Source organism: Pseudomonas sp. F-14 TE3623, from assembly GCF_053629015.1.
This window is the reverse complement of record NZ_JBRJHM010000001.1, coordinates 2,852,609-2,874,709: the sequence shown is the minus strand read 5'-3', so window position 1 is coordinate 2,874,709 and position 22,101 is coordinate 2,852,609. Positions and strand designations below refer to the sequence as shown.

General features: G+C 59.6%; 23 protein-coding genes. 17 read left to right on the top strand and 6 right to left on the bottom strand.

Features of this window, described 5'->3' with window-relative positions:
* The first annotated feature begins 1 nt into the window (after position 1).
* From ccoO (AB7M29_RS13215) to ccoP (AB7M29_RS13185), 7 genes are all read left to right on the top strand, one after another.
* Positions 2-610: a cytochrome-c oxidase, cbb3-type subunit II gene (gene ccoO / locus AB7M29_RS13215; RefSeq protein WP_052965446.1), complete on the top strand. Its 609-nt coding sequence runs from the start codon at positions 2-4 to the stop codon at positions 608-610.
* A 21-nt stretch (positions 611-631) separates the two neighbouring features.
* Entirely contained in the window at positions 632-835 is a 204-nt protein-coding gene (locus tag AB7M29_RS13210; protein ID WP_454248711.1) for a cbb3-type cytochrome oxidase subunit 3, read from the top strand.
* Positions 832-1,785 carry a cytochrome-c oxidase, cbb3-type subunit III gene (ccoP, locus tag AB7M29_RS13205; protein ID WP_454246998.1) on the top strand — a complete coding sequence of 318 codons (954 nt, stop codon included), beginning with the start codon at positions 832-834 and terminating at the stop codon, positions 1,783-1,785. The genes AB7M29_RS13210 and ccoP (AB7M29_RS13205) overlap by 4 nt, the downstream gene beginning before the upstream one ends.
* 482 nt (positions 1,786-2,267) lie before the next feature.
* Positions 2,268-3,710, top strand: a complete 1,443-nt coding sequence (gene ccoN, locus AB7M29_RS13200) for a cytochrome-c oxidase, cbb3-type subunit I (RefSeq protein WP_454246997.1) — start codon at positions 2,268-2,270, stop codon at positions 3,708-3,710.
* On the top strand, positions 3,710-4,318 hold the full coding sequence (gene ccoO, locus AB7M29_RS13195; RefSeq protein ID WP_009042961.1) for a cytochrome-c oxidase, cbb3-type subunit II: 609 nt from the start codon (positions 3,710-3,712) through the stop codon (positions 4,316-4,318). The genes ccoN and ccoO (AB7M29_RS13195) overlap by 1 nt, the downstream gene beginning before the upstream one ends.
* 5 nt (positions 4,319-4,323) lie before the next feature.
* Positions 4,324-4,509 (top strand): CcoQ/FixQ family Cbb3-type cytochrome c oxidase assembly chaperone, encoded by a 186-nt coding sequence (locus AB7M29_RS13190; RefSeq protein ID WP_003175465.1) that lies wholly within the window; start codon positions 4,324-4,326, stop codon positions 4,507-4,509.
* On the top strand, positions 4,506-5,489 hold the full coding sequence (gene ccoP, locus AB7M29_RS13185) for a cytochrome-c oxidase, cbb3-type subunit III (RefSeq protein ID WP_052965443.1): 984 nt from the start codon (positions 4,506-4,508) through the stop codon (positions 5,487-5,489). The genes AB7M29_RS13190 and ccoP (AB7M29_RS13185) overlap by 4 nt, the downstream gene beginning before the upstream one ends.
* Positions 5,490-5,565: 76 nt before the next feature.
* Here ccoP (AB7M29_RS13185) and AB7M29_RS13180 read toward each other — a convergent pair whose 3' ends face one another.
* Complete coding sequence (locus AB7M29_RS13180) at positions 5,566-6,582, bottom strand: metallophosphoesterase family protein (protein ID WP_454246996.1); 1,017 nt, start codon at positions 6,580-6,582, stop codon at positions 5,566-5,568.
* Between the two features lie 250 nt (positions 6,583-6,832).
* On the opposite strand from AB7M29_RS13180, the gene AB7M29_RS13175 reads away from it, so the two are divergent.
* The 10 genes from AB7M29_RS13175 (at position 6,833) to AB7M29_RS13130 (ending at position 16,222) form a co-directional block, all read left to right on the top strand.
* The gene (locus AB7M29_RS13175) at positions 6,833-7,087 is read left to right on the top strand and encodes a type II toxin-antitoxin system Phd/YefM family antitoxin (RefSeq protein ID WP_038980251.1); all 255 of its coding nucleotides are present in this window, start codon (positions 6,833-6,835) and stop codon (positions 7,085-7,087) included.
* Complete coding sequence (locus AB7M29_RS13170) at positions 7,087-7,497, top strand: PIN domain-containing protein (protein ID WP_454246995.1); 411 nt, start codon at positions 7,087-7,089, stop codon at positions 7,495-7,497. Before AB7M29_RS13175 ends, AB7M29_RS13170 begins: the two co-directional genes overlap by 1 nt.
* A gap of 206 nt (positions 7,498-7,703) precedes the next feature.
* A complete protein-coding gene (gene ccoG / locus AB7M29_RS13165; protein ID WP_217858255.1) occupies positions 7,704-9,119 on the top strand; it encodes a cytochrome c oxidase accessory protein CcoG in 1,416 nt (471 codons plus the stop codon).
* A gap of 11 nt (positions 9,120-9,130) precedes the next feature.
* Positions 9,131-9,670 carry a FixH family protein gene (locus AB7M29_RS13160; protein ID WP_052965439.1) on the top strand — a complete coding sequence of 180 codons (540 nt, stop codon included), beginning with the start codon at positions 9,131-9,133 and terminating at the stop codon, positions 9,668-9,670.
* 140 nt (positions 9,671-9,810) lie between these two features.
* The gene (locus tag AB7M29_RS13155) at positions 9,811-12,261 is read left to right on the top strand and encodes a heavy metal translocating P-type ATPase (RefSeq protein WP_454246994.1); all 2,451 of its coding nucleotides are present in this window, start codon (positions 9,811-9,813) and stop codon (positions 12,259-12,261) included.
* A gap of 22 nt (positions 12,262-12,283) precedes the next feature.
* Positions 12,284-12,502 (top strand): cbb3-type cytochrome oxidase assembly protein CcoS, encoded by a 219-nt coding sequence (gene ccoS, locus AB7M29_RS13150; RefSeq protein WP_007905420.1) that lies wholly within the window; start codon positions 12,284-12,286, stop codon positions 12,500-12,502.
* Entirely contained in the window at positions 12,495-13,178 is a 684-nt protein-coding gene (locus AB7M29_RS13145) for a sulfite exporter TauE/SafE family protein (RefSeq protein WP_217858253.1), read from the top strand. The genes ccoS and AB7M29_RS13145 overlap by 8 nt, the downstream gene beginning before the upstream one ends.
* 170 nt (positions 13,179-13,348) lie before the next feature.
* A complete protein-coding gene (gene hemN / locus AB7M29_RS13140; protein ID WP_217858252.1) occupies positions 13,349-14,731 on the top strand; it encodes an oxygen-independent coproporphyrinogen III oxidase in 1,383 nt (460 codons plus the stop codon).
* A 128-nt stretch (positions 14,732-14,859) separates the two neighbouring features.
* Positions 14,860-15,594 carry a fumarate/nitrate reduction transcriptional regulator Fnr gene (gene fnr, locus AB7M29_RS13135; RefSeq protein WP_052965436.1) on the top strand — a complete coding sequence of 245 codons (735 nt, stop codon included), beginning with the start codon at positions 14,860-14,862 and terminating at the stop codon, positions 15,592-15,594.
* A gap of 79 nt (positions 15,595-15,673) precedes the next feature.
* On the top strand, positions 15,674-16,222 hold the full coding sequence (locus AB7M29_RS13130) for an adenine phosphoribosyltransferase (protein ID WP_008007029.1): 549 nt from the start codon (positions 15,674-15,676) through the stop codon (positions 16,220-16,222).
* Between the two features lie 139 nt (positions 16,223-16,361).
* Here AB7M29_RS13130 and AB7M29_RS13125 read toward each other — a convergent pair whose 3' ends face one another.
* The 5 genes from AB7M29_RS13125 to dnaX form a co-directional block, all read right to left on the bottom strand.
* Positions 16,362-17,510, bottom strand: coding sequence for an acyl-CoA dehydrogenase family protein (locus AB7M29_RS13125; RefSeq protein WP_454246993.1), 1,149 nt, complete (start codon positions 17,508-17,510; stop codon positions 16,362-16,364).
* A gap of 90 nt (positions 17,511-17,600) precedes the next feature.
* Positions 17,601-18,203, bottom strand: a complete 603-nt coding sequence (gene recR, locus AB7M29_RS13120) for a recombination mediator RecR (protein WP_008075173.1) — start codon at positions 18,201-18,203, stop codon at positions 17,601-17,603.
* Positions 18,204-18,277: 74 nt separating this feature from the next.
* A complete protein-coding gene (locus tag AB7M29_RS13115) occupies positions 18,278-19,315 on the bottom strand; it encodes an NADP-dependent oxidoreductase (RefSeq protein ID WP_454246992.1) in 1,038 nt (345 codons plus the stop codon).
* A 263-nt stretch (positions 19,316-19,578) separates the two neighbouring features.
* Positions 19,579-19,917, bottom strand: coding sequence for a YbaB/EbfC family nucleoid-associated protein (locus AB7M29_RS13110; RefSeq protein ID WP_007905413.1), 339 nt, complete (start codon positions 19,915-19,917; stop codon positions 19,579-19,581).
* Positions 19,918-19,984: 67 nt separating this feature from the next.
* Positions 19,985-22,084 (bottom strand): DNA polymerase III subunit gamma/tau, encoded by a 2,100-nt coding sequence (gene dnaX / locus AB7M29_RS13105; protein WP_454246991.1) that lies wholly within the window; start codon positions 22,082-22,084, stop codon positions 19,985-19,987.
* Positions 22,085-22,101 lie beyond the last annotated feature (17 nt).

Below are 22,101 nucleotides of genomic sequence, written 5' to 3'. Positions count from 1 at the left end.
CATGAAACACGAAACAATCGAGAAAAACGTCGGCCTGCTGATGTTGCTGATGGTGCTTGCCGTGAGCATTGGCGGCCTGACCCAGATCGTCCCGCTGTTCTTTCAGGACGTGACCAATAAACCGGTGGAAGGCATGAAGCCCTACACCGCGCTGCAACTGGAAGGTCGCGACATCTACATCCGCGAAGGCTGCGTCGGTTGCCATTCGCAGATGATCCGCCCGTTCCGCGCCGAAACCGAACGCTATGGCCACTACTCGGTGGCAGGGGAAAGTGTCTGGGATCATCCGTTCCTCTGGGGTTCGAAACGGACCGGACCGGACCTGGCGCGCGTCGGCGGTCGCTACTCCGAAGACTGGCACCGCGCGCACTTGTACAACCCGCGCAACGTAGTGCCTGAGTCGAAAATGCCGGCCTACCCGTGGCTGGTCGACAACAAGGTCGATAGCAGCCACACCGAAACCAAGATCCGCGCCATGCGCACCCTCGGCGTGCCGTACACCGACGACGACATCGCCGGCAGCGTTGCCTCGCTCCAGGGCAAAACCGAAATGGACGCGCTGGTCGCCTACCTGCAAGTGCTCGGCACTGCCATCAAGAGCAAGAGGTGAGCCATGGCCATGCCCTTTGAAATAATCAGCGAGATGAGCAGTGGAATGATCCGCGGCCTGGGCACGGTCGTGGTGTTCGTGGCCTTCGTTGGCCTGACGCTGTGGGTGTTCAACAGCAAGCGCAATCCGGAATTCGCCGAAGCGCGCCTGCTGCCGTTCGCCGACGAACCGCAACCCGAAAACAGCACCCAACAAGAATCCACCACTAGGAGTATCCGGCCATGACCACCTTCTGGAGTACGTGGATCTGCGTACTGACCATCGGCAGCCTGATCGGCCTGACCTGGTTGCTGATCGGTACGCGCCGAGGGGAAACCAAGGGCAGCACCGACCAGACCATGGGCCACAGCTTCGACGGCATCGAGGAGTACGACAACCCGCTGCCGCAGTGGTGGTTCATGCTGTTCGCCGGCACGTTGGTGTTTGCCGTCGGTTATCTGGTGCTTTACCCGGGCCTGGGCAACTGGAAAGGCATATTGCCCGGTTATGAGGACGGCTGGACCGGTGTCCACGAATGGGAAAAGGAGATGAACAAGGCTGACGCGAAGTTCGGGCCGATCTTCGCCAAATTTGCTGCCATGCCCATCGAAGAAGTAGCCAAGGACCCGCTAGCACTGAAAATGGGCGGTCGCCTGTTTGCGTCCAATTGCTCGGTGTGCCACGGCTCGGATGCCAAGGGCGCGTTTGGTTTCCCGAACCTGGCCGACAGCAACTGGCGCTGGGGCGGCGATGCCGAAATGATCAAAACGACAATCATGGGCGGTCGCATGGCCGCAATGCCGGCCTGGGGTGAAATCCTCGGTGACGCCGGCGTGAAGAACGTCGCCGCCTATGTGCGTCATGAACTGGCCGGCCTGCCCTTGCCAGAAGGCAGCACAGCCGATCTGCGCGCTGGACAGCAAGCGTTCAGCACCACCTGCGTAGCCTGTCATGGGGCAAACGGCCAGGGCACTGAAGCCATGGGAGCGCCGAAGCTGACGCAACCGGCCGGATTTATCTACGGTACAAGCCTGGCGCAACTGCAACAAACCATTCGTCATGGCCGCCAGGGCCATATGCCGGCGCAGAACGAACTGCTCGGCAACGACAAGGTGCAATTGCTGGCCGCTTACGTGTACAGCCTGTCTCAAGGCCTGAGCACCGAGCGTTTACAGGCTGAAGGCAAAAGCGAATAAATCTCGTCCGCGCAACGCCGCATTCACCCGGATGCGGCAGTTCCCTGCCCCTTTGCGACGCATTGTCGCACCCTCCCTTGGTCTTCCTTTCGGTTCGCCGGATTCAGGTCTAAGCTTCCCAGCGATGCGGACTGGCCAGCGCCGGTTCCAGGTCGATTCAACCCGATGTGTTCGACGAATTTGCTCGATGACAGGCCGCAAAGGCTGGTAGACACCGGCTATCGTCCCCGTTGCCCTCTGTTACCCGATCGTCGTGTTTGAACATACCCCGTTACAACTGACCTGAACCCCTCGCCTCTTTCATCCGTTGCGACATTTTGTCCGAGGGCAATTTTGTCCTTACGCGGCGCATGGAAAGGCCGCAGAATCAGCTTTTGAAAGCATTGACCCACGTCATGGCGCGTTGCAATGACCCCCCGCTTTCTACATACTTGCGGCCGATTTTTACTCCTAATAAAACACCCAAACCGTGGAACCTTAGAATGAGCACAGCAATCAGTCCGACTGCTTATAACTATAAGGTAGTCCGCCAGTTCGCCATCATGACGGTGGTCTGGGGGATCCTTGGCATGGGGCTCGGTGTCTTCATCGCCTCGCAACTGGTCTGGCCGGAGTTGAACTTCGGTCTGGCATGGACGAGCTTTGGACGCCTGCGCCCGCTGCACACCAACCTGGTGATTTTCGCCTTCGGTGGTTGTGCGCTGTTTGCCACTTCCTATTACGTCGTGCAGCGAACCTGCCAAACGCGACTGATTTCCGACAGCCTCGCGGCCTTCACCTTCTGGGGTTGGCAAGCGGTGATCGTCGGCGCGATCGTTACCTTGCCGATGGGTTTCACTACCACCAAGGAATACGCGGAACTGGAATGGCCTCTGGCTATTCTGCTGGCCATTGTCTGGGTCACCTACGGTCTGGTGTTCTTCGGCACCATCGTCAAGCGCAAGACCAAGCACATCTATGTCGGTAACTGGTTCTACGGTGCCTTCATCGTCGTGACCGCGATGCTGCACATCGTCAACCACGCGTCCCTACCGGTCAGCTTCTTCAAGTCCTACTCGGCTTATTCGGGTGCGACTGATGCGATGATCCAGTGGTGGTACGGCCACAACGCGGTAGGTTTCTTCCTGACCACCGGCTTCCTGGGGATGATGTACTACTTCGTTCCGAAGCAGGCCGAGCGTCCGATCTACTCCTATCGTCTGTCGATTGTGCACTTCTGGGCGTTGATCACCCTGTACATCTGGGCCGGTCCGCACCACCTGCACTACACCGCATTACCGGACTGGGCTCAGTCCCTGGGCATGGCGATGTCGATCATCCTCCTGGCCCCAAGCTGGGGCGGCATGATCAACGGCATGATGACCCTGTCGGGCGCCTGGCATAAGCTGCGCACCGACCCGATCCTGCGTTTCCTCGTGGTATCGCTGGCGTTCTACGGCATGTCGACCTTCGAAGGCCCGATGATGGCCATCAAGACCGTCAACTCGCTGTCGCACTACTCCGACTGGACCATCGGCCACGTACACGCCGGCGCTTTGGGCTGGGTAGCGATGATTTCGATCGGCGCGATCTACCACATGATCCCGAAACTGTTCGGTCGTACGCAGATGCACAGCATCGGCCTGATCAACACGCACTTCTGGCTCGCGACCATCGGTACCGTTCTGTACATCGCTTCGATGTGGGTCAACGGCATCACCCAGGGCCTGATGTGGCGTGCAATCAACGACGACGGCACCCTCACCTACTCGTTCGTTGAAGCGCTGCAAGCCAGCCATCCAGGTTTCATCGTTCGCGCCTTGGGCGGTGCGTTCTTTGCCAGCGGCATGCTGTTCATGGCCTACAACGTATGGCGTACCGTACGTGCCTCGAACCCGGCTGAAGCCAAAGCTGCTGAACAGATTGCTGTAGTTGGAGCTCACTGATGAAGCATGAAGCAGTCGAGAAGAACATTGGCCTGCTGGCCTTCTTCATGGTTATCGCCGTCAGCATCGGCGGCCTGACTCAAATCGTTCCGCTGTTTTTCCAGGACGTCACCAACAAGCCGGTCGAGGGCATGAAGCCTCGCACCGCCCTTGAGCTGGAAGGCCGCGACGTGTACATCGCCAACGGTTGTGTCGGCTGCCACTCGCAGATGATCCGCCCGTTCCGTGCTGAAACCGAACGTTACGGCCACTACTCGGTCGCCGGTGAAAGCGTTTGGGACCACCCGTTCCTGTGGGGTTCCAAGCGTACCGGTCCGGACCTGGCCCGTGTCGGCGGTCGTTACTCCGATGACTGGCAGCGTGCGCACTTGTACAACCCGCGCAACGTAGTGCCTGAGTCGAAAATGCCGGCTTACCCGTTCCTCGTGGAAAACAAGCTCGACGGCAAAGACACCGCCAAGAAAATGGAAGTCTTGCGCACGCTCGGCGTCCCTTACACCGACGAAGACATCGCCGGTGCCAAGGATGCTGTGAAGGGCAAAACCGAAATGGACGCGCTGGTGGCCTATCTGCAAGGCCTGGGCACCATCATCAAAAGCAAACGGTGATTTAGATGGATATCGGGATGATTCGTGGCCTGGGCACCGTTGTTGTGATGGTGGCCTTCATCGGTCTGGCGCTGTGGGTGTTCAGCCCCAAGCGCAAGTCGGAGTTTGAAGACGCGACCTTGCTGCCTTTCGCGGATGATCCCGAAGCCATCAAGCACGTCGAGCAAGCTTCTAGGAGTAACAAAGAATGACTACGTTCTGGAGTCTGTACGTCACAGTCCTCAGTCTCGGCACCATCTTCGCCCTGACCTGGCTGCTGCTGTCCACCCGCAAGGGCCAGCGCAGCGAATCCACCGATGAAACGGTCGGCCACTCCTTCGACGGGATCGAGGAGTATGACAACCCACTGCCGAAATGGTGGTTCATGCTGTTCGTGGGCACCATCATCTTCGCCCTCGGCTACCTGGTGCTGTACCCGGGCCTGGGTAACTGGAAAGGCCTGTTGCCGGGTTACAACTACCTCGATAACGAGAAGCAGACTGCGTTCGCCAACGGCCAGACTGGCTGGACCGGCGTTCACGAATGGGAAAAGGAAATGCTCAGGTCGGACGCCAAGTTCGGCCCGATCTTCGCAAAATTCGCTTCCATGCCGATCGAAGAAGTCGCCAAAGACCCGCAAGCCCTGAAGATGGGTGGCCGCCTGTTCGCCTCCAACTGCTCGGTCTGCCACGGTTCCGACGCCAAAGGTGCCTATGGCTTCCCTAACCTGACCGACGCCGACTGGCGCTGGGGCGGTGAAGCAGAAACCATCAAGACCACCATCATGGGCGGTCGTCACGCTGTGATGCCGGCTTGGGCTGAAGTGATCGGCGAGCAAGGCGTTGCAGACGTTGCCGCGTTCGTGCTGACCAACCTCGATGGCCGCAAGCTGCCGGAAGGCACCAAGGCCGATCCGGTTGCCGGCCAGAAACTGTTCGCCGCCAACTGCGTGGCGTGCCATGGCCCGCAAGGTAAAGGCACGCCAGCAATGGGCGCCCCTGACCTGACCCACCCGACCGGCTTCATCTACGGTTCGAGCTTCGCTCAACTGCAGCAGACCATCCGTTACGGTCGTCAGGGTCAGATGCCTGCGCAAGAACAGCTGCAAGGCAACGACAAGGTTCACCTGCTGGCCGCTTACGTCTACAGCCTCTCTCACGGTGAAAAAGCACCGCAAGCAGACGCCCAGTAAGGCAAGCGCTTGACGCAACAAAAAACGGCCCCGTCAGATGACGGGGCCGTTTTCGTTTCAACTGGATAATCGCAGATTATCGAACCTCAACCGTCTGGATTTCTTTGCGGCTTGGCCAGTTATTCTGGTTGACCTGAAACACCTTCAACGTTTTGCGATCCGCGGACATATCGGCGATCAGGTAGGTCTGGTTCGACGCCCCACCGCTCAAGAAGACCGGCACATCCCCGAAGTAATCCCGTTTGTTCCATCCGTAGTAACTCCCGGGTTCGGTATGCAAATGCCCGGCAAACACCGCCGTTACCTTGTATCGCTCGATTATGGCCTTGAACCGGGCAATCTGTTCGGTACTGCCCTTCCAGCGATCCGGCTTGTGCATATTCAGAAGAATGATCTTTGCGCTCTCACGTGCGCGTTTCAGATCTTCCTCCAGCCAATCCAGAGACTCGGAAATTTGGTAACCCGTGGGCACTCCCCAATCCCAGGCGGTAAACCCGGCGGTATAGGTGGGCTCATTATGTAATTGAACAATGTGTACATCACCAAAGTCCTTGGAATAAGCAAGGCTACCGAAAATACCTTTTTTGACAGCACCTTCATCCGATACTCGCATATCCAACGCCGCCAACTTACCCAAGTAACGATTCTTGAAATCAACAATACTGCCGGCCGCACAGTTATTCAAAAAACAATCATCGACGTTGTTTTCATAATCATGATTCCCCAGGCCATAGTCATAAACACCCCCCAGTTGCTTATCCAGTATCGACCGGGTCATGTCACGCTGGTAGCCGTGCCCGAAAGCGGTCATATCGCCGTTTACCATGACCGGAATGTGTGCCGGGTCAACAGAATGATTACGCCTGAAGCTGGCGACATCGGAATATTGGGTCTCAATCAGCCACTTTGAACGCTGTTCCTTCTCCGAGGTTGTTTCATCCCACCCATGGTCGGAACTTTCAGTCCATGGATACTGAGGATCCGAGGTAAACACTAAATGCCGGGGCAGGTTATTATCTGCCGAATGCGCACCAAACGTAGCGACACATAACAAAGCGCCTAATAGCACATTGACTTTCTTATCAAGAAGCATAGAAATCCATCTCTATTGAAGTTAGATACAAGACACACCGTCTTGCCCGAGCAAGTTATGACAACTTAGAAATCAAAACAAATGTCTATCGCTTCAATATCAATAGTTGATGTTTCCCGCGAGCTCATTAGTGCGCTATCGGAGATAGCCAGATGCACCGCTGCGACCGACGGTCCCCCAACAAGGTTGCGAGCCCCACAGTCAAGTAGTAACGTTCCTACATCGATGCTTTTGCAGGAGCCTACGCATGATGGCCATCACCACCATTTCCAGTCGTGAATTCAACCAGGACACAAGTAGTGCCAAAAAAGCCACCCGTCATGGGCCGGTTATCATCACCGACCGTGGCAAGCCTGCTCACGTACTGCTAAGCATTGAGGAGTACCAAAAACTGACCGGCATAAACGCCAACATCGTCGACCTGTTGGTGATGCCAGAAGCGGCAGACATCGAATTTGAAACCGAGCGTGCCGTCATCACTCATCGACCCGTGGATCTGTCCTGATGTTTCTACTCGACACCAACGTGATTTCTGAACTGCGCAAACCTCAGGCTGACGCGAATGTCGTCGCCTGGGCCAAAAGTGTTATTGCACCACGCCTGTTTATTTCGGCCATTACTTTGAAGGAACTGGAGACAGGGGTTCTTCGAATGGAGCGTCGTGACCCCGTTCAGGGAAAGGTATTGCGCACCTGGCTGAAGCGCCATGTGATACCGGCCTTCGATGCCAGAATCTTGCCCGTCGATGCCGCCGTGGCACTGCGCTGTGCCAGCTTGCATGTTCCGGATCGTGCCAATGAAAGCGACGCCCTGATCGCAGCAACTGCACTGGTTCATGGCCTTACGGTGGTCACCCGAAACATCAGCGATTTTCAATCCAGCGGTGTGGCACTGATCAATCCATGGGTCGAATGAGTTCGCTGCGCCTGCAAAACCGTCCATAATTCACAAGTCAATTGATTCAAGTCATTACACCATCATTTGATTTCCCCCAACGCGACCAAAGGTCGCACCCTTGGACTAGAGCTACAGGCGTATCATTGCGCCACTGCAACACCTCTTTTTGACCGCGGTCGGCATGTACTGACCGAGGCATTTTTCCACTGCCGTGGGATGCAATGATGAGCAATCAGATTCCGGTACACGACGTCACTCCGCCTGCCAAAAACGCGAACAACAGCGTCGACCTCTACGCCTCTCGAGAAAAGATCTACACCCGCGCCTTCACCGGCCTGTTCCGCAATCTGCGGATGATCGGCGGTGCCGGGCTGTTTCTACTGTATTTCGGCACGGTGTGGCTGAGCTGGGGCGGCCATCAGGCCGTCTGGTGGAACCTGCCGGAGCGTAAATTCTTCATTTTTGGCGCGACCTTCTGGCCTCAGGACTTCATCCTGCTCTCGGGTATTTTGATCGTCAGTGCCTTCGGCCTGTTCTTCATCACCGTGTATGCCGGTCGTGTCTGGTGCGGCTACACCTGCCCGCAAAGCGTCTGGACCTGGATCTTCATGTGGTGCGAAAAAGTCACCGAAGGCGACCGTAACCAGCGCATCAAGCTCGACAAGGCGCCGATGGGCGCCAACAAGTTCTTGCGTAAACTCAGCAAGCACACGATGTGGCTGTTGATCGGTTTCGTGACCGGCATGACCTTCGTCGGTTACTTCTCGCCGATTCGCGAACTGGTGATCGATTTTTTCACCGGCCAGGCCGATGGCTGGTCGTATTTCTGGGTCGGCTTCTTCACCCTCGCCACCTACGGCAACGCCGGTTGGTTACGCGAGCAGGTGTGCATTTACATGTGCCCGTACGCCCGCTTCCAGAGCGTGATGTTCGACAAGGACACGCTGATCGTCTCTTACGACCCGCGCCGTGGCGAAAGCCGTGGTCCGCGCAAGAAAGGCATCGACTACAAGGCTCAGGGCCTGGGCGATTGCATCGATTGCACCATGTGCGTCCAGGTCTGCCCCACAGGCATCGACATTCGCGACGGCCTTCAAGTTGAATGCATCGGCTGCGCGGCGTGTATCGACGCCTGCGATAGCATCATGGACAAGATGGATTACCCGCGCGGCCTGATCAGCTACACCACCGAGCACAACCTGTCGGGGCAAAAAACCAATAAACTGCGTCCGCGCCTGATCGGCTATGCCACGGTGCTGCTGGCGATGATCGCGCTGCTGATGACCGCGTTCTTCATGCGTTCGCTGGTCGGTTTCGACGTCAGCAAAGACCGCGTGTTGTACCGCGAGAACGCCGAAGGTCGGATCGAAAACGTCTACAGCCTGAAGATCATGAACAAGGACCAGCGCGACCACACGTACGTGCTGGAAGCCACCGGCCTGCCGGATCTCAAGCTGCAAGGCAAGCGCGAGATCAAAGTCGCCGCCGGGGAGATTTTCAGTCAGCCGGTTGAACTGTCCAGCGCACCGGAACAACTGCCGTCGAGCACCAACGAGGTGAAATTCATCCTCAAGGATGCCGATGATGCCAACATCCACGTTGAAGCCAAGAGCCGATTCATCGGCCCACAAATTCGTTGAGAGAAGTGATCATGTCCGCAGCAACTGCCGCAAGTCCCTGGTACAAGCACCTTTGGCCGTGGATCATCATCGCCATCCTGGCCTGCTCAGTGACCTTGACCCTGTCGATGGTGACCATCGCGGTGAACAACCCGGACAACCTGGTCAACGACAACTATTACGAGGCCGGCAAGGGCATTAACCGTTCGTTGGACCGCGAACTGCTGGCCCAGACCCTGCAACTGCGTGCCAGCGTGCATCTGGATGACGTGACCGGCGAAGTCGATCTGCGCCTGAGCGGCAACAGCCAGCCGAAAACCCTTGAGCTGAACCTGATTTCGCCAACCCAGCCGGAGAAAGATCGCAAGATCACCCTGGCCCGCAGCGAAACCGAACAGGGCCGCTACATCGGCCAGTTGAGCGACAAGATTGAAGGTCGTCGCTTCGTCGAATTGCTGGGCGTGCAGGATGACAAGATCTGGCGCATGTTCGAAGAAGAACAGGTCAGCCATGCCAAGGATCTGCTGCTGGGCGATGAGCCGCTGCAGGGTGCGGAAGACCTGAAAAAATAAAGTCGCGCTTCGCGCATCGCGAGCTGGCTCGCTCCCACAGTGGATCTGCGGTGTACATGAATTTTGTACATGACATCGATCAAATGTGGGAGCGAGCCTGCTCGCGATAAGGCCCTCCCGGACGATATAGATTCCAGCTCATGAGTACTCCAACCCCCTGCTACCACTGCGCCCTGCCCGTCCCGGCCGGCAGCCGCTTCACGGCCGCCGTCCTCGGGGATACTCGCGAGTTCTGCTGCCCGGGTTGCCAGGCAGTGGCCGAGGCCATTGTGGCCGGTGGGCTGGAAAGCTATTACCAGCATCGCAGCGAAGCCTCGGCCAACCCCGAAGCCTTGCCGGTACAGTTGGTGGATGAGCTGGAGCTCTACGATCGCGCCGACGTGCAGCAACCCTTTGTCCGCCACGACGGCGAACTCGCCGAAACCACGCTGTTGATGGAAGGCATCAGTTGCGCCGCCTGCGGCTGGCTGATCGAGAAACACCTGCGCGCATTGCCAGCAGTGGCCGAAGCACGCCTGAATCTGTCCAACCATCGCCTGCATGTACGCTGGGCCGACGCGCAATTGCCATTAAGCCAAGTGCTCAGCGAATTGCGCCACATCGGCTACGCCGCCCACCCTTATCAGGCCGACCGCGCCAGCGAACAACTGGCCAGCGAAAACCGCCTGGCCCTACGTCAACTCGGTGTCGCCGGGCTGCTGTGGTTCCAGGCGATGATGGCGACCATGGCCACCTGGCCGGAATTCAACATCGACCTCAGCCCCGAACTGCACACTATCCTGCGCTGGGTCGCGCTGTTTCTGACCACACCGATCGTGTTCTACAGCTGCGCACCGTTCTTCAAGGGCGCGATGCGCGATCTGCGCACCCGTCACCTGACCATGGACGTTTCAGTGTCGCTGGCGATCGGCAGTGCCTATATCGCCGGGATCTGGACCTCGATCACCGGGGTGGGCGAGCTGTATTTCGATGCGGTGGGAATGTTCGCGCTGTTCCTGCTGGCCGGACGTTATCTGGAACGCCGCGCCCGGGAACGCACCGCCGCCGCGACCGCACAGCTGGTCAATCTGTTGCCTGCCTCCTGCCTGCGGCTGAGCGCTGACGGTCAGAGCGAACGGATTCTGCTCAGTGAGTTGCGCGTGGGCGATCAGGTGCTGGTGCATCCCGGAGCAATTCTGCCGGCCGATGGAAAAATCCTCGACGGTCAGTCGAGCATCGACGAATCCCTGCTGACCGGCGAATACCTGCCACAGCCACGGACCCCAGGCGATGCCGTCACCGCCGGCACCTTGAACGTTGAAGGTGCGCTGACCGTAGAAGTCCTGGCGCTGGGTCAGGACACCCGACTGTCGGCCATCGTCCGCCTGCTGGATCGCGCCCAGGCCGAAAAGCCACGACTGGCGGAAATCGCCGACCGCGCCGCCCAATGGTTTTTGCTGTTGTCACTTATCGCGGTGGCCGCCATCGGCCTGCTGTGGTGGGAACTGGATTCTTCGCGAGCCTTCTGGATTGTCCTGGCGATGCTGGTTGCGACGTGCCCGTGCGCCTTGTCGCTGGCCACGCCAACCGCCCTCACCGCCGCCACCGGCACGCTGCACAAGCTCGGTCTTTTGTTGACACGCGGCCATGTACTGGAAGGCCTGAACCAGATCGACACGGTGATTTTCGACAAGACCGGCACTCTCACCGAAGGCCGCCTGGCCTTGCGTTCGATCCGGCCGCTTGGGGCGCTGACCAGCGATCAATGCCTGAGCCTCGCCGCCGCGTTGGAAAACCGCTCCGAGCACCCGATTGCCCGGGCTTTTGGCCGTGCACCGCTGGCCGCCGAAGAAGTTCACAGCACGCCGGGCCTGGGCCTTGAGGGGTTGGTCGGCGCACAACGCCTGCGCATTGGCCAGCCAAGGTTTGTCTGTGACCTCAGCGGCGCTCAAACGCCAGTAATGCCCGATGAGCCCGGCCAATGGCTGTTGCTCGGCGACAGTCAAGGGCCGCTGGCGTGGTTCGTACTCGATGACCGTTTGCGCGCCGACGCGCCCGCCCTGCTCGCAGCGTGCAAGGCTCGTGGCTGGCGCACGCTGCTGCTGTCCGGCGACAGCTCGCCGATGGTCGCCAGCGTCGCTGCCGAACTGGGCATCGACGAGGCCCGTGGCGGTTTGCGTCCGGACGATAAACTGCAGGTGCTGCAACAGCTGCACAAGGAAGGTCGCAAGGTGTTGATGCTCGGTGACGGGGTCAACGATGTACCGGTGCTGGCCGCCGCCGACATCAGCGTGGCGATGGGTTCGGCCACCGATCTGGCGAAAACCAGTGCCGACGCGGTGCTGCTGTCGAACCGTCTCGACGCGCTGGTGCAAGCCTTCAGCCTGGCCCGTCGCACCCGTCGGGTCATCATCGAGAACTTGCTGTGGGCGGCGCTGTACAATGGCCTTATGTTGCCGTTCGCCGCCCTCGGCTGGATCACTCCGGTATGGGCTGCGGTCGGCATGTCGATCAGTTCGTTGACCGTGGTGTTGAATGCCCTGCGCCTGACTCGCTTGCCGAGCGCGCCGGCCGTCAGCACCACGCCAGAAACCCGCCCGCTGCCGGCCTGAACCGCGCGGGCATGGAGTCCAGATGCCAGCTCTCTACGTGATGATCCCGGCCGCGCTGCTGATCGTGGCCATCGCTATCTATATCTTCTTCTGGGCAGTCGACAGCGGTCAGTACGACGACCTCGATGGCCCGGCCCACAGCATCCTGTTCGACGATCAGGACCCGAACCACAAGGCAGCGGTCGACGAGGCCAGCGGCCATCCGGCCAAACCGGACGACAAGGCGCCGCCCCATGCTTGAGTTGGTGCCACTGTTGGTGTCTGCGCTGATCCTCGGCCTGCTCGGTGGCGGGCATTGTCTGGGCATGTGCGGCGGATTGATGGGCGCGTTGACCCTGGCGATCCCCAAGGAACAACGCAGCCGACGCTTTCGACTATTGCTGGCCTACAACCTGGGGCGAATTCTCAGCTACGCCGCGGCCGGCCTGCTGATCGGCCTGGCCGGCTGGGCTGTGGCCAATAGCCCGGCGGCGATGTTCATGCGCATCCTCGCCGGATTGCTGCTGATCGCCATGGGCCTGTACCTGGCTGGCTGGTGGAGCGGCCTGACCCGCATCGAAAGCCTCGGCCGCGGCCTGTGGCGGCATATCCAGCCGGTGGCCAACACACTATTGCCCGTGTCGAACCTGCCCCGCGCCCTGCTGCTGGGCGCACTCTGGGGCTGGCTGCCGTGCGGGTTGGTTTACAGCACATTGCTGTGGTCGGCGAGCCAGGGCAATGCGCTGGACAGTGCGTTGCTGATGCTGGCATTCGGGCTGGGCACCTGGCCGGTGCTGCTCGCCACAGGGCTGGCGGCCGAGCGCGTCACAGCGTTGTTGCGCAAACGCAGCGTCCGCATGACCGGTGGCTTGCTGGTGATGGTGTTCGGCATCTGGACCTTGCCGGGGCCGCATCAACATTGGCTCATGGGGCATTAGATCGGCAGTGGCCCCATCGCAGACAAGCGATCCCTTGTAGGAGCGAGGCTTGCCCGCGAAGAGGCCCTCACCGACACCACAAATCCCGACCCTTGATGCAAATCAAGATGCCTTTGCGCACTTCTCCCTAGACTCGCCGACACTGCCAGCCTATCCGGGGGAATGCCCGCATGCTCGACGCCATTCGTTGGGACACAGATCTGATCCGCCGTTATGACCTGGCGGGACCGCGCTACACCTCGTACCCGACCGCCGTGCAATTCGACAGCCAGGTCGGCACCTTCGACCTGTTTCATGCCCTGCGCGACAGCCGTAAAGCTCTGCGGCCGCTGTCGCTGTATGTGCACGTGCCCTTCTGCGCGAACATTTGCTACTACTGCGCCTGCAACAAAGTCATCACCAAGGACCGTGGCCGGGCCCTGCCCTATTTGCAGCGCCTGGAACAGGAAATCCAGTTAATTGCCTGTCATCTCGACCCCTCGCAGAAAGTCGAGCAACTGCATTTCGGCGGCGGCACGCCGACCTTTCTCAGCCATGACGAACTGCGCCAGTTGATGGCTCAACTGCGCAAGCATTTCAATTTGCTGGACGACGATTCCGGCGACTACGGCATCGAGATCGACCCTCGCGAGGCTGATTGGTCGACCATGGGCCTGCTCCGGGAACTGGGCTTCAACCGGGTCAGTATCGGCCTGCAAGACCTCGATCCGGCGGTACAACGGGCGGTCAATCGCCTGCAAAGCCTGGAAGAAACCCGCGCGGTGATCGATGCCGCCCGAACCCTGCAATTTCGCTCGATCAACATCGATCTGATCTACGGCCTGCCGAAGCAGACGCCCGAGAACTTCGCCCGCACCGTCGACGAAGTCATCAGCCTGCAACCGGATCGGCTCTCGGTGTTCAACTACGCCCATCTGCCAGAACGCTTCATGCCGCAACGACGGATCAACAGCGACGAACTGCCGACCCCGGCGCAAAAACTTGAAATGCTCCAAGGAACCATCGAGCAGCTGACCAAGGCCGGTTATCGATATATCGGCATGGACCACTTTGCGCTGCCCGACGATGAACTGGCGATTGCTCAGGAAGAATCGACCCTGCAACGTAACTTCCAGGGCTATACCACCCACGGTCATTGCGATTTGATCGGTCTGGGGGTATCGGCGATCAGCCAGATCGGCGATTTGTACTGCCAGAACAGCAGTGATCTGAACCAGTACCAGAATGCGTTGGCCAGCGCACAACTGGCCACCAGCCGTGGTCTGCTGTGCAACGCCGATGACCGCCTGCGACGTGCGGTCATCCAACAACTGATCTGCACTTTCGGCCTGGAATTCGCCCAGATCGAACAAGCCTTCAACATCGACTTTCAGGGCTACTTCGGTGAACTCTGGCCACAGTTGCAGGAAATGGCCGACGACGGACTGATCGAACTTGATAACGAACGGATTACCGTACTGCCCGCCGGACGATTGCTGGTGCGTTCGGTGTGCATGGTGTTCGACGCGTACCTGGAACAGCAAAATCGCCAGCGTTTTTCACGGGTTATCTAGCCATTAGTTCATGGCCGGTCTGCGAAACGCTGATTTTACGACCCTGCGACAAAATCGCCGCGTGCCTGAATGTCCTCCCGTGGGTTACCCTTACAGCTTATGTGTGTTTTCCCACAAGGATTAAAGAAATGTCCGAGCCAGTAAAGCTGCGCGCTCATAGCCAGGCCCATTGCAAGGATTGCAGCCTGGCCCCCCTCTGCCTGCCACTTTCTCTGAATCTGGAAGACATGGATGCGCTGGACGATATCGTCAAACGTGGTCGCCCGCTGAAGAAAGGCGAGTTCCTGTTTCGCCAGGGCGACACGTTCGATTCCGTTTATGCAGTACGCTCCGGCGCCCTGAAGACTTTCAGCCTGAGCGATGGCGGCGAAGAGCAGCTCACCGGTTTCCATTTGCCGAGTGAACTGGTCGGCCTGTCGGGCATGGACACTGAAAAGCACCCGGTCTCGGCGCAAGCCCTGGAAACCACCTCGGTGTGCGAAATTCCTTTCGATCGCCTCGACGAACTGGCCCTGCAACTGCCACAACTGCGCCGTCAGTTGATGCGGGTGATGAGCCGCGAGATTCGCGACGATCAGCAGATGATGTTGCTGCTGTCGAAGAAAACCGCCGACGAGCGCATCGCCACTTTCCTGGTCAACCTGTCGGCCCGTTTCCGCGCCAGGGGCTTCTCGGCCAACCAGTTCCGGTTGAGCATGTCGCGCAACGAAATCGGCAATTATCTGGGCCTGGCGGTGGAAACCGTGTCCCGGGTGTTCACCCGTTTCCAGCAAAACGAACTGATCGCCGCGGAAGGCAAGGAAATCCACATCCTCGACCCGATCCAGCTCTGCGCCCTGGCCGGCGGCTCGCTCGACGGCTGATCGTGGCGACGGCGGCTGAGCGAAACGGTTCAGCCGCCGTTATACTGCGACGTTTGCAGCCCGTTAGGACACCTCGACGATGGTCTTCGACTCCTTCGACATCAAATCCCTGATCCGCCCCGTGATCGACTTCCCCAAGCCGGGCGTGATCTTTCGCGACATCACTCCGTTGTTCCAGTCACCCACGGCCCTGCGCCTAGTGATGGACAGCTTTGCCCATCGTTACGTCGAAGCCGACTTCACCCACATCGGCGCCATGGATGCCCGTGGCTTTCTGATCGGTTCGATCCTGGCCTATCAGCTGAACAAACCGCTGGTGCTGTTCCGCAAGCAGGGCAAACTGCCGGCCGACGTGCTGGCCGAGGGTTATCAGACCGAGTACGGCGAAGCCTTTCTCGAAGTCCATGCCGATAGCCTGTGTGAAGGTGATGCGGTGGTGATGTTCGATGACCTGATCGCCACTGGCGGCACGCTGATCGCGGCGGCGAACCTGATTCGGCGCATGGGCGCGCGGGTGCATGAAGCGGCGGCGATCATAGACTTGCCGGAGCTGGGTGGTTCCCAGCGGCTGGAAGACATGGGGATTCCGACGTTTTGCCTGACGCAGTTTGCGTTAAGCGATAAGTAAGGCGGCGTCTGCACCGACGCCTTCGCGAGCAAGCCCGCTCCCACATTAGATCTCCTGCGTACACCAATCTTATGTCCGACAGTAGCCCAGTGTGGGAGCGGGCTTGCTCGCGAAAGCGTCAGCCGCAACACCGCCTATTTCAAAGCCCCATCTGCTTACTGATGATCTCGTTCATCACTTCCCGCGTCCCGCCGCCGATCGACAGAATCCGGTTATCCCTATACAGCCGCTCCACCAGACTTTCACGCATGTAACCCAGACCGCCCAGAATCTGCACCGCATCGGTCGTAATGCGATCAGCCGTGTCGGTGGCGAAATTCTTGGCCATGGAAATCTCCTTGATCACGCTCTGCCCCGCGGCCATTTTCGCCGCCTGGCGATAGGTGAATTCCCGTGACACCTCCAGCGCCGTGGCCATTTCGGCGAGACGGTGCTTGAGCACCTGGAACTTGCCGATGGGCTTGCCGAAGGCTTCACGCTGACGAGCCCACTTCAGGCTCTCCTCCAGCGCCAACTGCGCGGTTATGTTGGCCATCAGCGCCAGGGCCAGACGCTCACTCTGGAAGTTGCCCATGATGCAGGCGAAGCCCATGTTCTCAGCCCCGATCAGATGGCTAACCGGCACCCGGCAATCATCAAAAAACAATTCGGCGGTGTCCGACGCCCACCAGCCCATTTTCTTTAACTGACGACCGACGGTGAACCCGGGCGTGCCCTTCTCGATCAGCAACAAACTGATGCCGCCAAACCCCGGCTCGCCGGTGCGCACCGCGACGGTGTAGAAATCCGCACGAACGCCGCTGGTAATGAAGGTTTTGCTGCCGCTCACCCGGTAAAAGTCGCCGTCACGTACGGCGCGGGTTTGCAGGTTGGCGACGTCGGAGCCGCCGCTGGGCTCGGTGACGGCCAGGGCGCTGATCTTCTCGCCCGCCAGCACTTGAGGTACAACGCGATCGCGGACTTCGGGCCTGGCCCACTTGAGGATCGGCGGCAGACCAATGCCCAGCGAGCCCAGCCCCGCGACCAGACCACCGGAACCGCAGCGCATCAGCTCTTCACTGGCGGCGATCTTGGCGAACACATCGCCTTCGTGACTGCCACCCAAGGCTTCTGGATAACCAATGCCCAGAATGCCCGCCGCGCCGGCCTTTAGATAGAGCTCACGGGGGAAGCTTTCGGCTTCTTCCCACTGGTCGATGTCCGGAAGAATCTCGCGCTCGACGAAACGTCTGACGCTGTCGCGGACCAATTGGTGGCTGGGATCGAAGTATTCCTGAAAGGCAGGCATCGGCGAGCTCCACTGAAGGTTCAGCGAAGTTAACCGAGCGCTTGCTTGGTTTTCAAGTGAGGATTTGAAGATCAAAAGATTTTGATGCGGTTACAGCGAGATCGGCTTACGCCCGGCAAACGAATGCGCCAATGTCCCGCCGTCCACCAATTCCAGCTCGCCACCCAACGGCACGCCATGGGCGATGCGCGAGGCGATCAGGCCTTTGTTGCTGAGCAACTGGGCGATGTAATGCGCCGTGGCTTCGCCTTCCACCGTCGGGTTGGTGGCGAGGATGACTTCGGCAAACGTACCCGCCTCTTCGATCCGCGCCATCAATTGTGGAATGCCGATGGCGTCCGGCCCCAACCCGTCGAGGGGCGACAGATGGCCTTTGAGCACGAAGTAGCGACCGCGAAAACCGGTCTGCTCCACCGCGTAAACATCCATCGGACCTTCCACCACACACAGCAAGGTATCGTCGCGGCGAGGATCAGCGCATTGCGGGCACAGATCGTCTTCGGTCAGCGTGCGGCACAAGCGGCAGTGGCCCACTCCTTCCATGGCCTGGCTCAGCGCCTGGGCCAGTCGCGAACCGCCGCTGCGATCACGCTCAAGCAGTTGCAACGCCATGCGCTGGGCAGTTTTCTGACCCACACCCGGCAAAATTCGCAGGGCGTCGATCAGTTGGCGAATCAAAGGGCTGAAGCTCATGGGAGAAAATCCGACATAACAACGAGACGCGGTTTATACCCGCGCCTCTGTTTAGCGTCAAATAGCACCGTCAATTACTCGGTCTGCGCGACCCGCACCACCAGTTTGCCGAAGTTGCGCCCCTCCAGCAGACCGATGAATGCCTGGGGCGCGTTCTCCAGACCGTCGACCACGTCTTCACGGAATTTCACCTTGCCGTCCCGCACCCACGGGGCCATGGCGCTGATGAACTCCGGCTGACGATCACCGTAGTCATCGAACACAATGAAGCCCTGAATCCGTACGCGCTTGGTCAGCAGTGTGCGTTGCAACTGAGGCAAGCGATCCGGCCCGCTAGGCGCTTCATTGGCGTTGTAGGACGCAATCAGACCGCAAAGAGGAATCCGCGCCTTGGGGTTGAGCAGCGGCAGCACCGCATCGAACACCTTGCCACCGACGTTTTCAAAGTAGATATCAACGCCTTTGAAGCAGGCCAGCGCCAACTCTTCGGCGAAATCCGGGCGCTTGTGGTCGATGCAGGCATCGAAGCCCAGCTCCTCGACCACGTAGCGGCATTTGTCCGCACCACCGGCCACACCGACCACTCGCAAGCCCTTGATCTTCGCCACTTGGCCGACCACCGAACCCACCGCGCCGGACGCAGCAGCCACCACCAGAGTTTCGCCTTCCTTGGGCTGGCCGATATCCATCAACCCCATGTAGGCGGTCATGCCGGGCATGCCCAGTACACCCAGGGCCATCGACGGACTCTGCAGCCCGGACGGGATCGGAATAACGTTGCGCCCGTCACTGATGCTGTGGCTTTGCCATCCCGTGACACCGACCACCAGATCGCCTTCATGGAATTTCGGATGCAGCGAGCGTTCGACACGGCTGACAGCCCCACCGGTCATTACCTCGTCGATTTCTACCGGTGCAGCGTAGGATGGCGCGTCGCTCATACGACCGCGCATGTAGGGATCGAGCGACAGATAAAGCGTCTTGAGCAACACCTGACCGTCGGCCAGGTCTGGCAGTGCTACCCGTTCCAGGCGGAAATTCTCTGGCGTCGGCGCGCCCACCGGGCGGGACACCAGAACGATTCGTTGGTTGAGGGTCAATGCTTGTGGCATGTGAGCGTCTCCTTGATCGATGAATTTCAGCGGTATAGGGAGCAGACATTTGTGGCGGTGTCGGGTTCGAAGTTTCGTCAGTTGTACCGAGGTGACTTCATCGCGGGCAAGCCACGCTCCCACAGGATTCAGGTGATCACTGTGGGAGCGGGCTTGCCCGCGAAGGCTGCCTCACCGGCACCATACTTCCAACAGACAGAAACAAAAATGCCAGGCGCGATGCCTGGCATTTTTTTGTAACCCATCCGATGCGCGTTGGCGAATCAGAATGGCAGTTTCATACCCGGTGGCAATTGCATGCCAGCGGTCACGCCGGACATTTTGTCCTGGCTGTTGGCTTCGATCTTGCGCACGGCGTCGTTAACGGCTGCGGCGAATACCGCCTCCAGCATTTCTTTGTCGTCTTCGCTCAGGCCTTCGACCAGGCTTGGGTCGATGGTCACGCGCTTGACATCGTGACGACCGGTCATCACCACGGTGACCATATCGCCGCCGGCTTTACCGGTGACTTCGGCGTTGGCCAGTTCTTCCTGCATCTTGGCCATTTTTTCCTGCATCTGCTGCGCCTGCTTCATCAGGCCGGCCATGCCACCTTTCATCATGGGAATCACCTCAAAAGTACTTGGATAAAAACAGCGCCCGGCGAATGCGGCCAAGCGCCTTCAGTTATTAGTCCTGACTGACCAGGGCCTCGACAGGTTCAATAGTATCGTGACGGACCACCGCCCCGAACTGCTGCATCATTTGCTGGATGAACGGATCGCCGTGGATTGATTCCTCGGCCTCGCGTTGACGGTTGGCACGCCGGCGGGATGAGGCCTGAGCCGGGGTTTCCTGCTCGGGCTTGATCAGCTCCATGCTCAGGGTCAGCGTGCGCCCGTGGAACTGGTTCAGTGCATCGTTGAGGCGACGTTGTTGTGTCGCGTTGAACAAGGCGCTATGGGCCGGGTCCAGGTGCAACAACCAATTGTCACCATCGACGGCGATCAGGGTGCAGTTGGCGGCGATGCTGGCTGTCATGCCGGACACCGGCAGTTTCGGGAACACCTCCAGCCATTGCAGGGCCAGACCGGTGGCCGGCATCGCGGCCGGTTCTGGCTCGGGTTCCGGCGCAGGTTCGGCGGTGTGCTCGCTGGCCAGTTCGTCGAGATAGCTATAAGCCGAATCCATGTCCGGCTCGATGTAGTCCTCATCCAGCGGCGGCTCGTCGTCCTGATCCATGCCTGGCGTAGCGGCATCGACTTCGGCCATGGACGGTTCCGGAATCGGGGCAGCAGCCCATTCCGGCGCGTCCGGCACTACGCTGTCCGGCGTCGGCATGGGCATCGGGGGCAATTCGGGTTGTTCGCCAGCCGTTTCCAGCACCGGCTCGACGGTGGGATGCTGGACAACTTCGGGCTCTACCGGGTCGTTCCACGGCAGATCGACGACTTCTTCGACCGCTACGGGCTCGACAACAGACTCGGGCTCAGGCGCGACCACAGGCACAGCCACGGGCGCGACCGGCTCAGGCGCAGCTACCGGGACAGGGGCTGGCGCCACCACGGGCGCAACAGGAGCCGGTGTAACGGCCGTAGCGACTACCGGCGCAACAACCCGCGCGGCAGCCACTGAATTTGCGGAATCAACTGTGGCCTGGCTGATCCCCACTGTCTTTAGCGGTTGCCTCGGCGCGTCCGCAGTGTCTGCCGGCCGGAACGCGAGCATTCGCAGCAGGACCATTTCGAAGCCGCCGCGCGGGTCCGGCGCCAGCGGCAAGTCCCGGCGACCGATCAGGCCCATCTGGTAATAGAACTGCACGTCTTCAGCCGGCAATGCCTGGGCCAGAGCCAATACGCGATCACGGTCGCCATGACCGTTGTCGACGCCTTCAGGCAGGGCCTGGGCGATGGCGACACGGTGCAGCACATTAAGAATTTCCGAGAGCACGCCGTTCCAGTCCGGGCCTTGTTCGGCCAGATGTCGCACGGCTTCGAGCAATGCCTTGGCGTCGCCTTCGATCAGCGCATGCAGGACGTCGTAGACCTGGCCGTGATCGAGAGTACCGAGCATGGCCCGCACGTCGGCGGCCATGACCTTGCCTTCACCGAAAGCAATGGCCTGGTCGGTCAGGCTCATGGCATCGCGCATCGAACCGTCGGCGGCGCGGCCCAGCAGCCACAGCGCGTCGTCTTCAAACGGCACGTTCTCGACGCTCAGCACGTGGGTCAAATGCTCGACCACCCGTTCCGGGGTCATGTTCTTCAGGGAGAACTGCAGGCAACGCGACAGAATCGTTGCAGGAAGTTTCTGGGGATCGGTGGTCGCCAGGATGAACTTGACGTAAGGCGGCGGCTCTTCAAGGGTTTTCAACAGCGCATTAAAGGAATGGCTGGAGAGCATGTGCACTTCGTCGATCAGGTAGACCTTGAAGCGCCCGCGGCTCGGTGCGTACTGCACGTTGTCGAGCAGTTCGCGGGTGTCTTCGACCTTGGTCCGGCTCGCGGCGTCGATCTCGATCAGGTCGACGAAGCGGCCTTCATCGATTTCGCGGCACACCGAGCACTCGCCACAGGGGGTCGAAGTGATACCTGTTTCACAGTTCAGGCATTTGGCGATGATCCGCGCGATGGTGGTCTTGCCAACCCCGCGGGTACCGGTAAAAAGGTACGCGTGGTGCAGCCGCTGGCTGTCCAAGGCATTGATCAGAGCCTTGAGCACATGGGTCTGGCCGACCATTTCGCCGAACGAGCGCGGACGCCATTTACGTGCAAGAACCTGATAACTCATCGAAAACCGTCGCAACG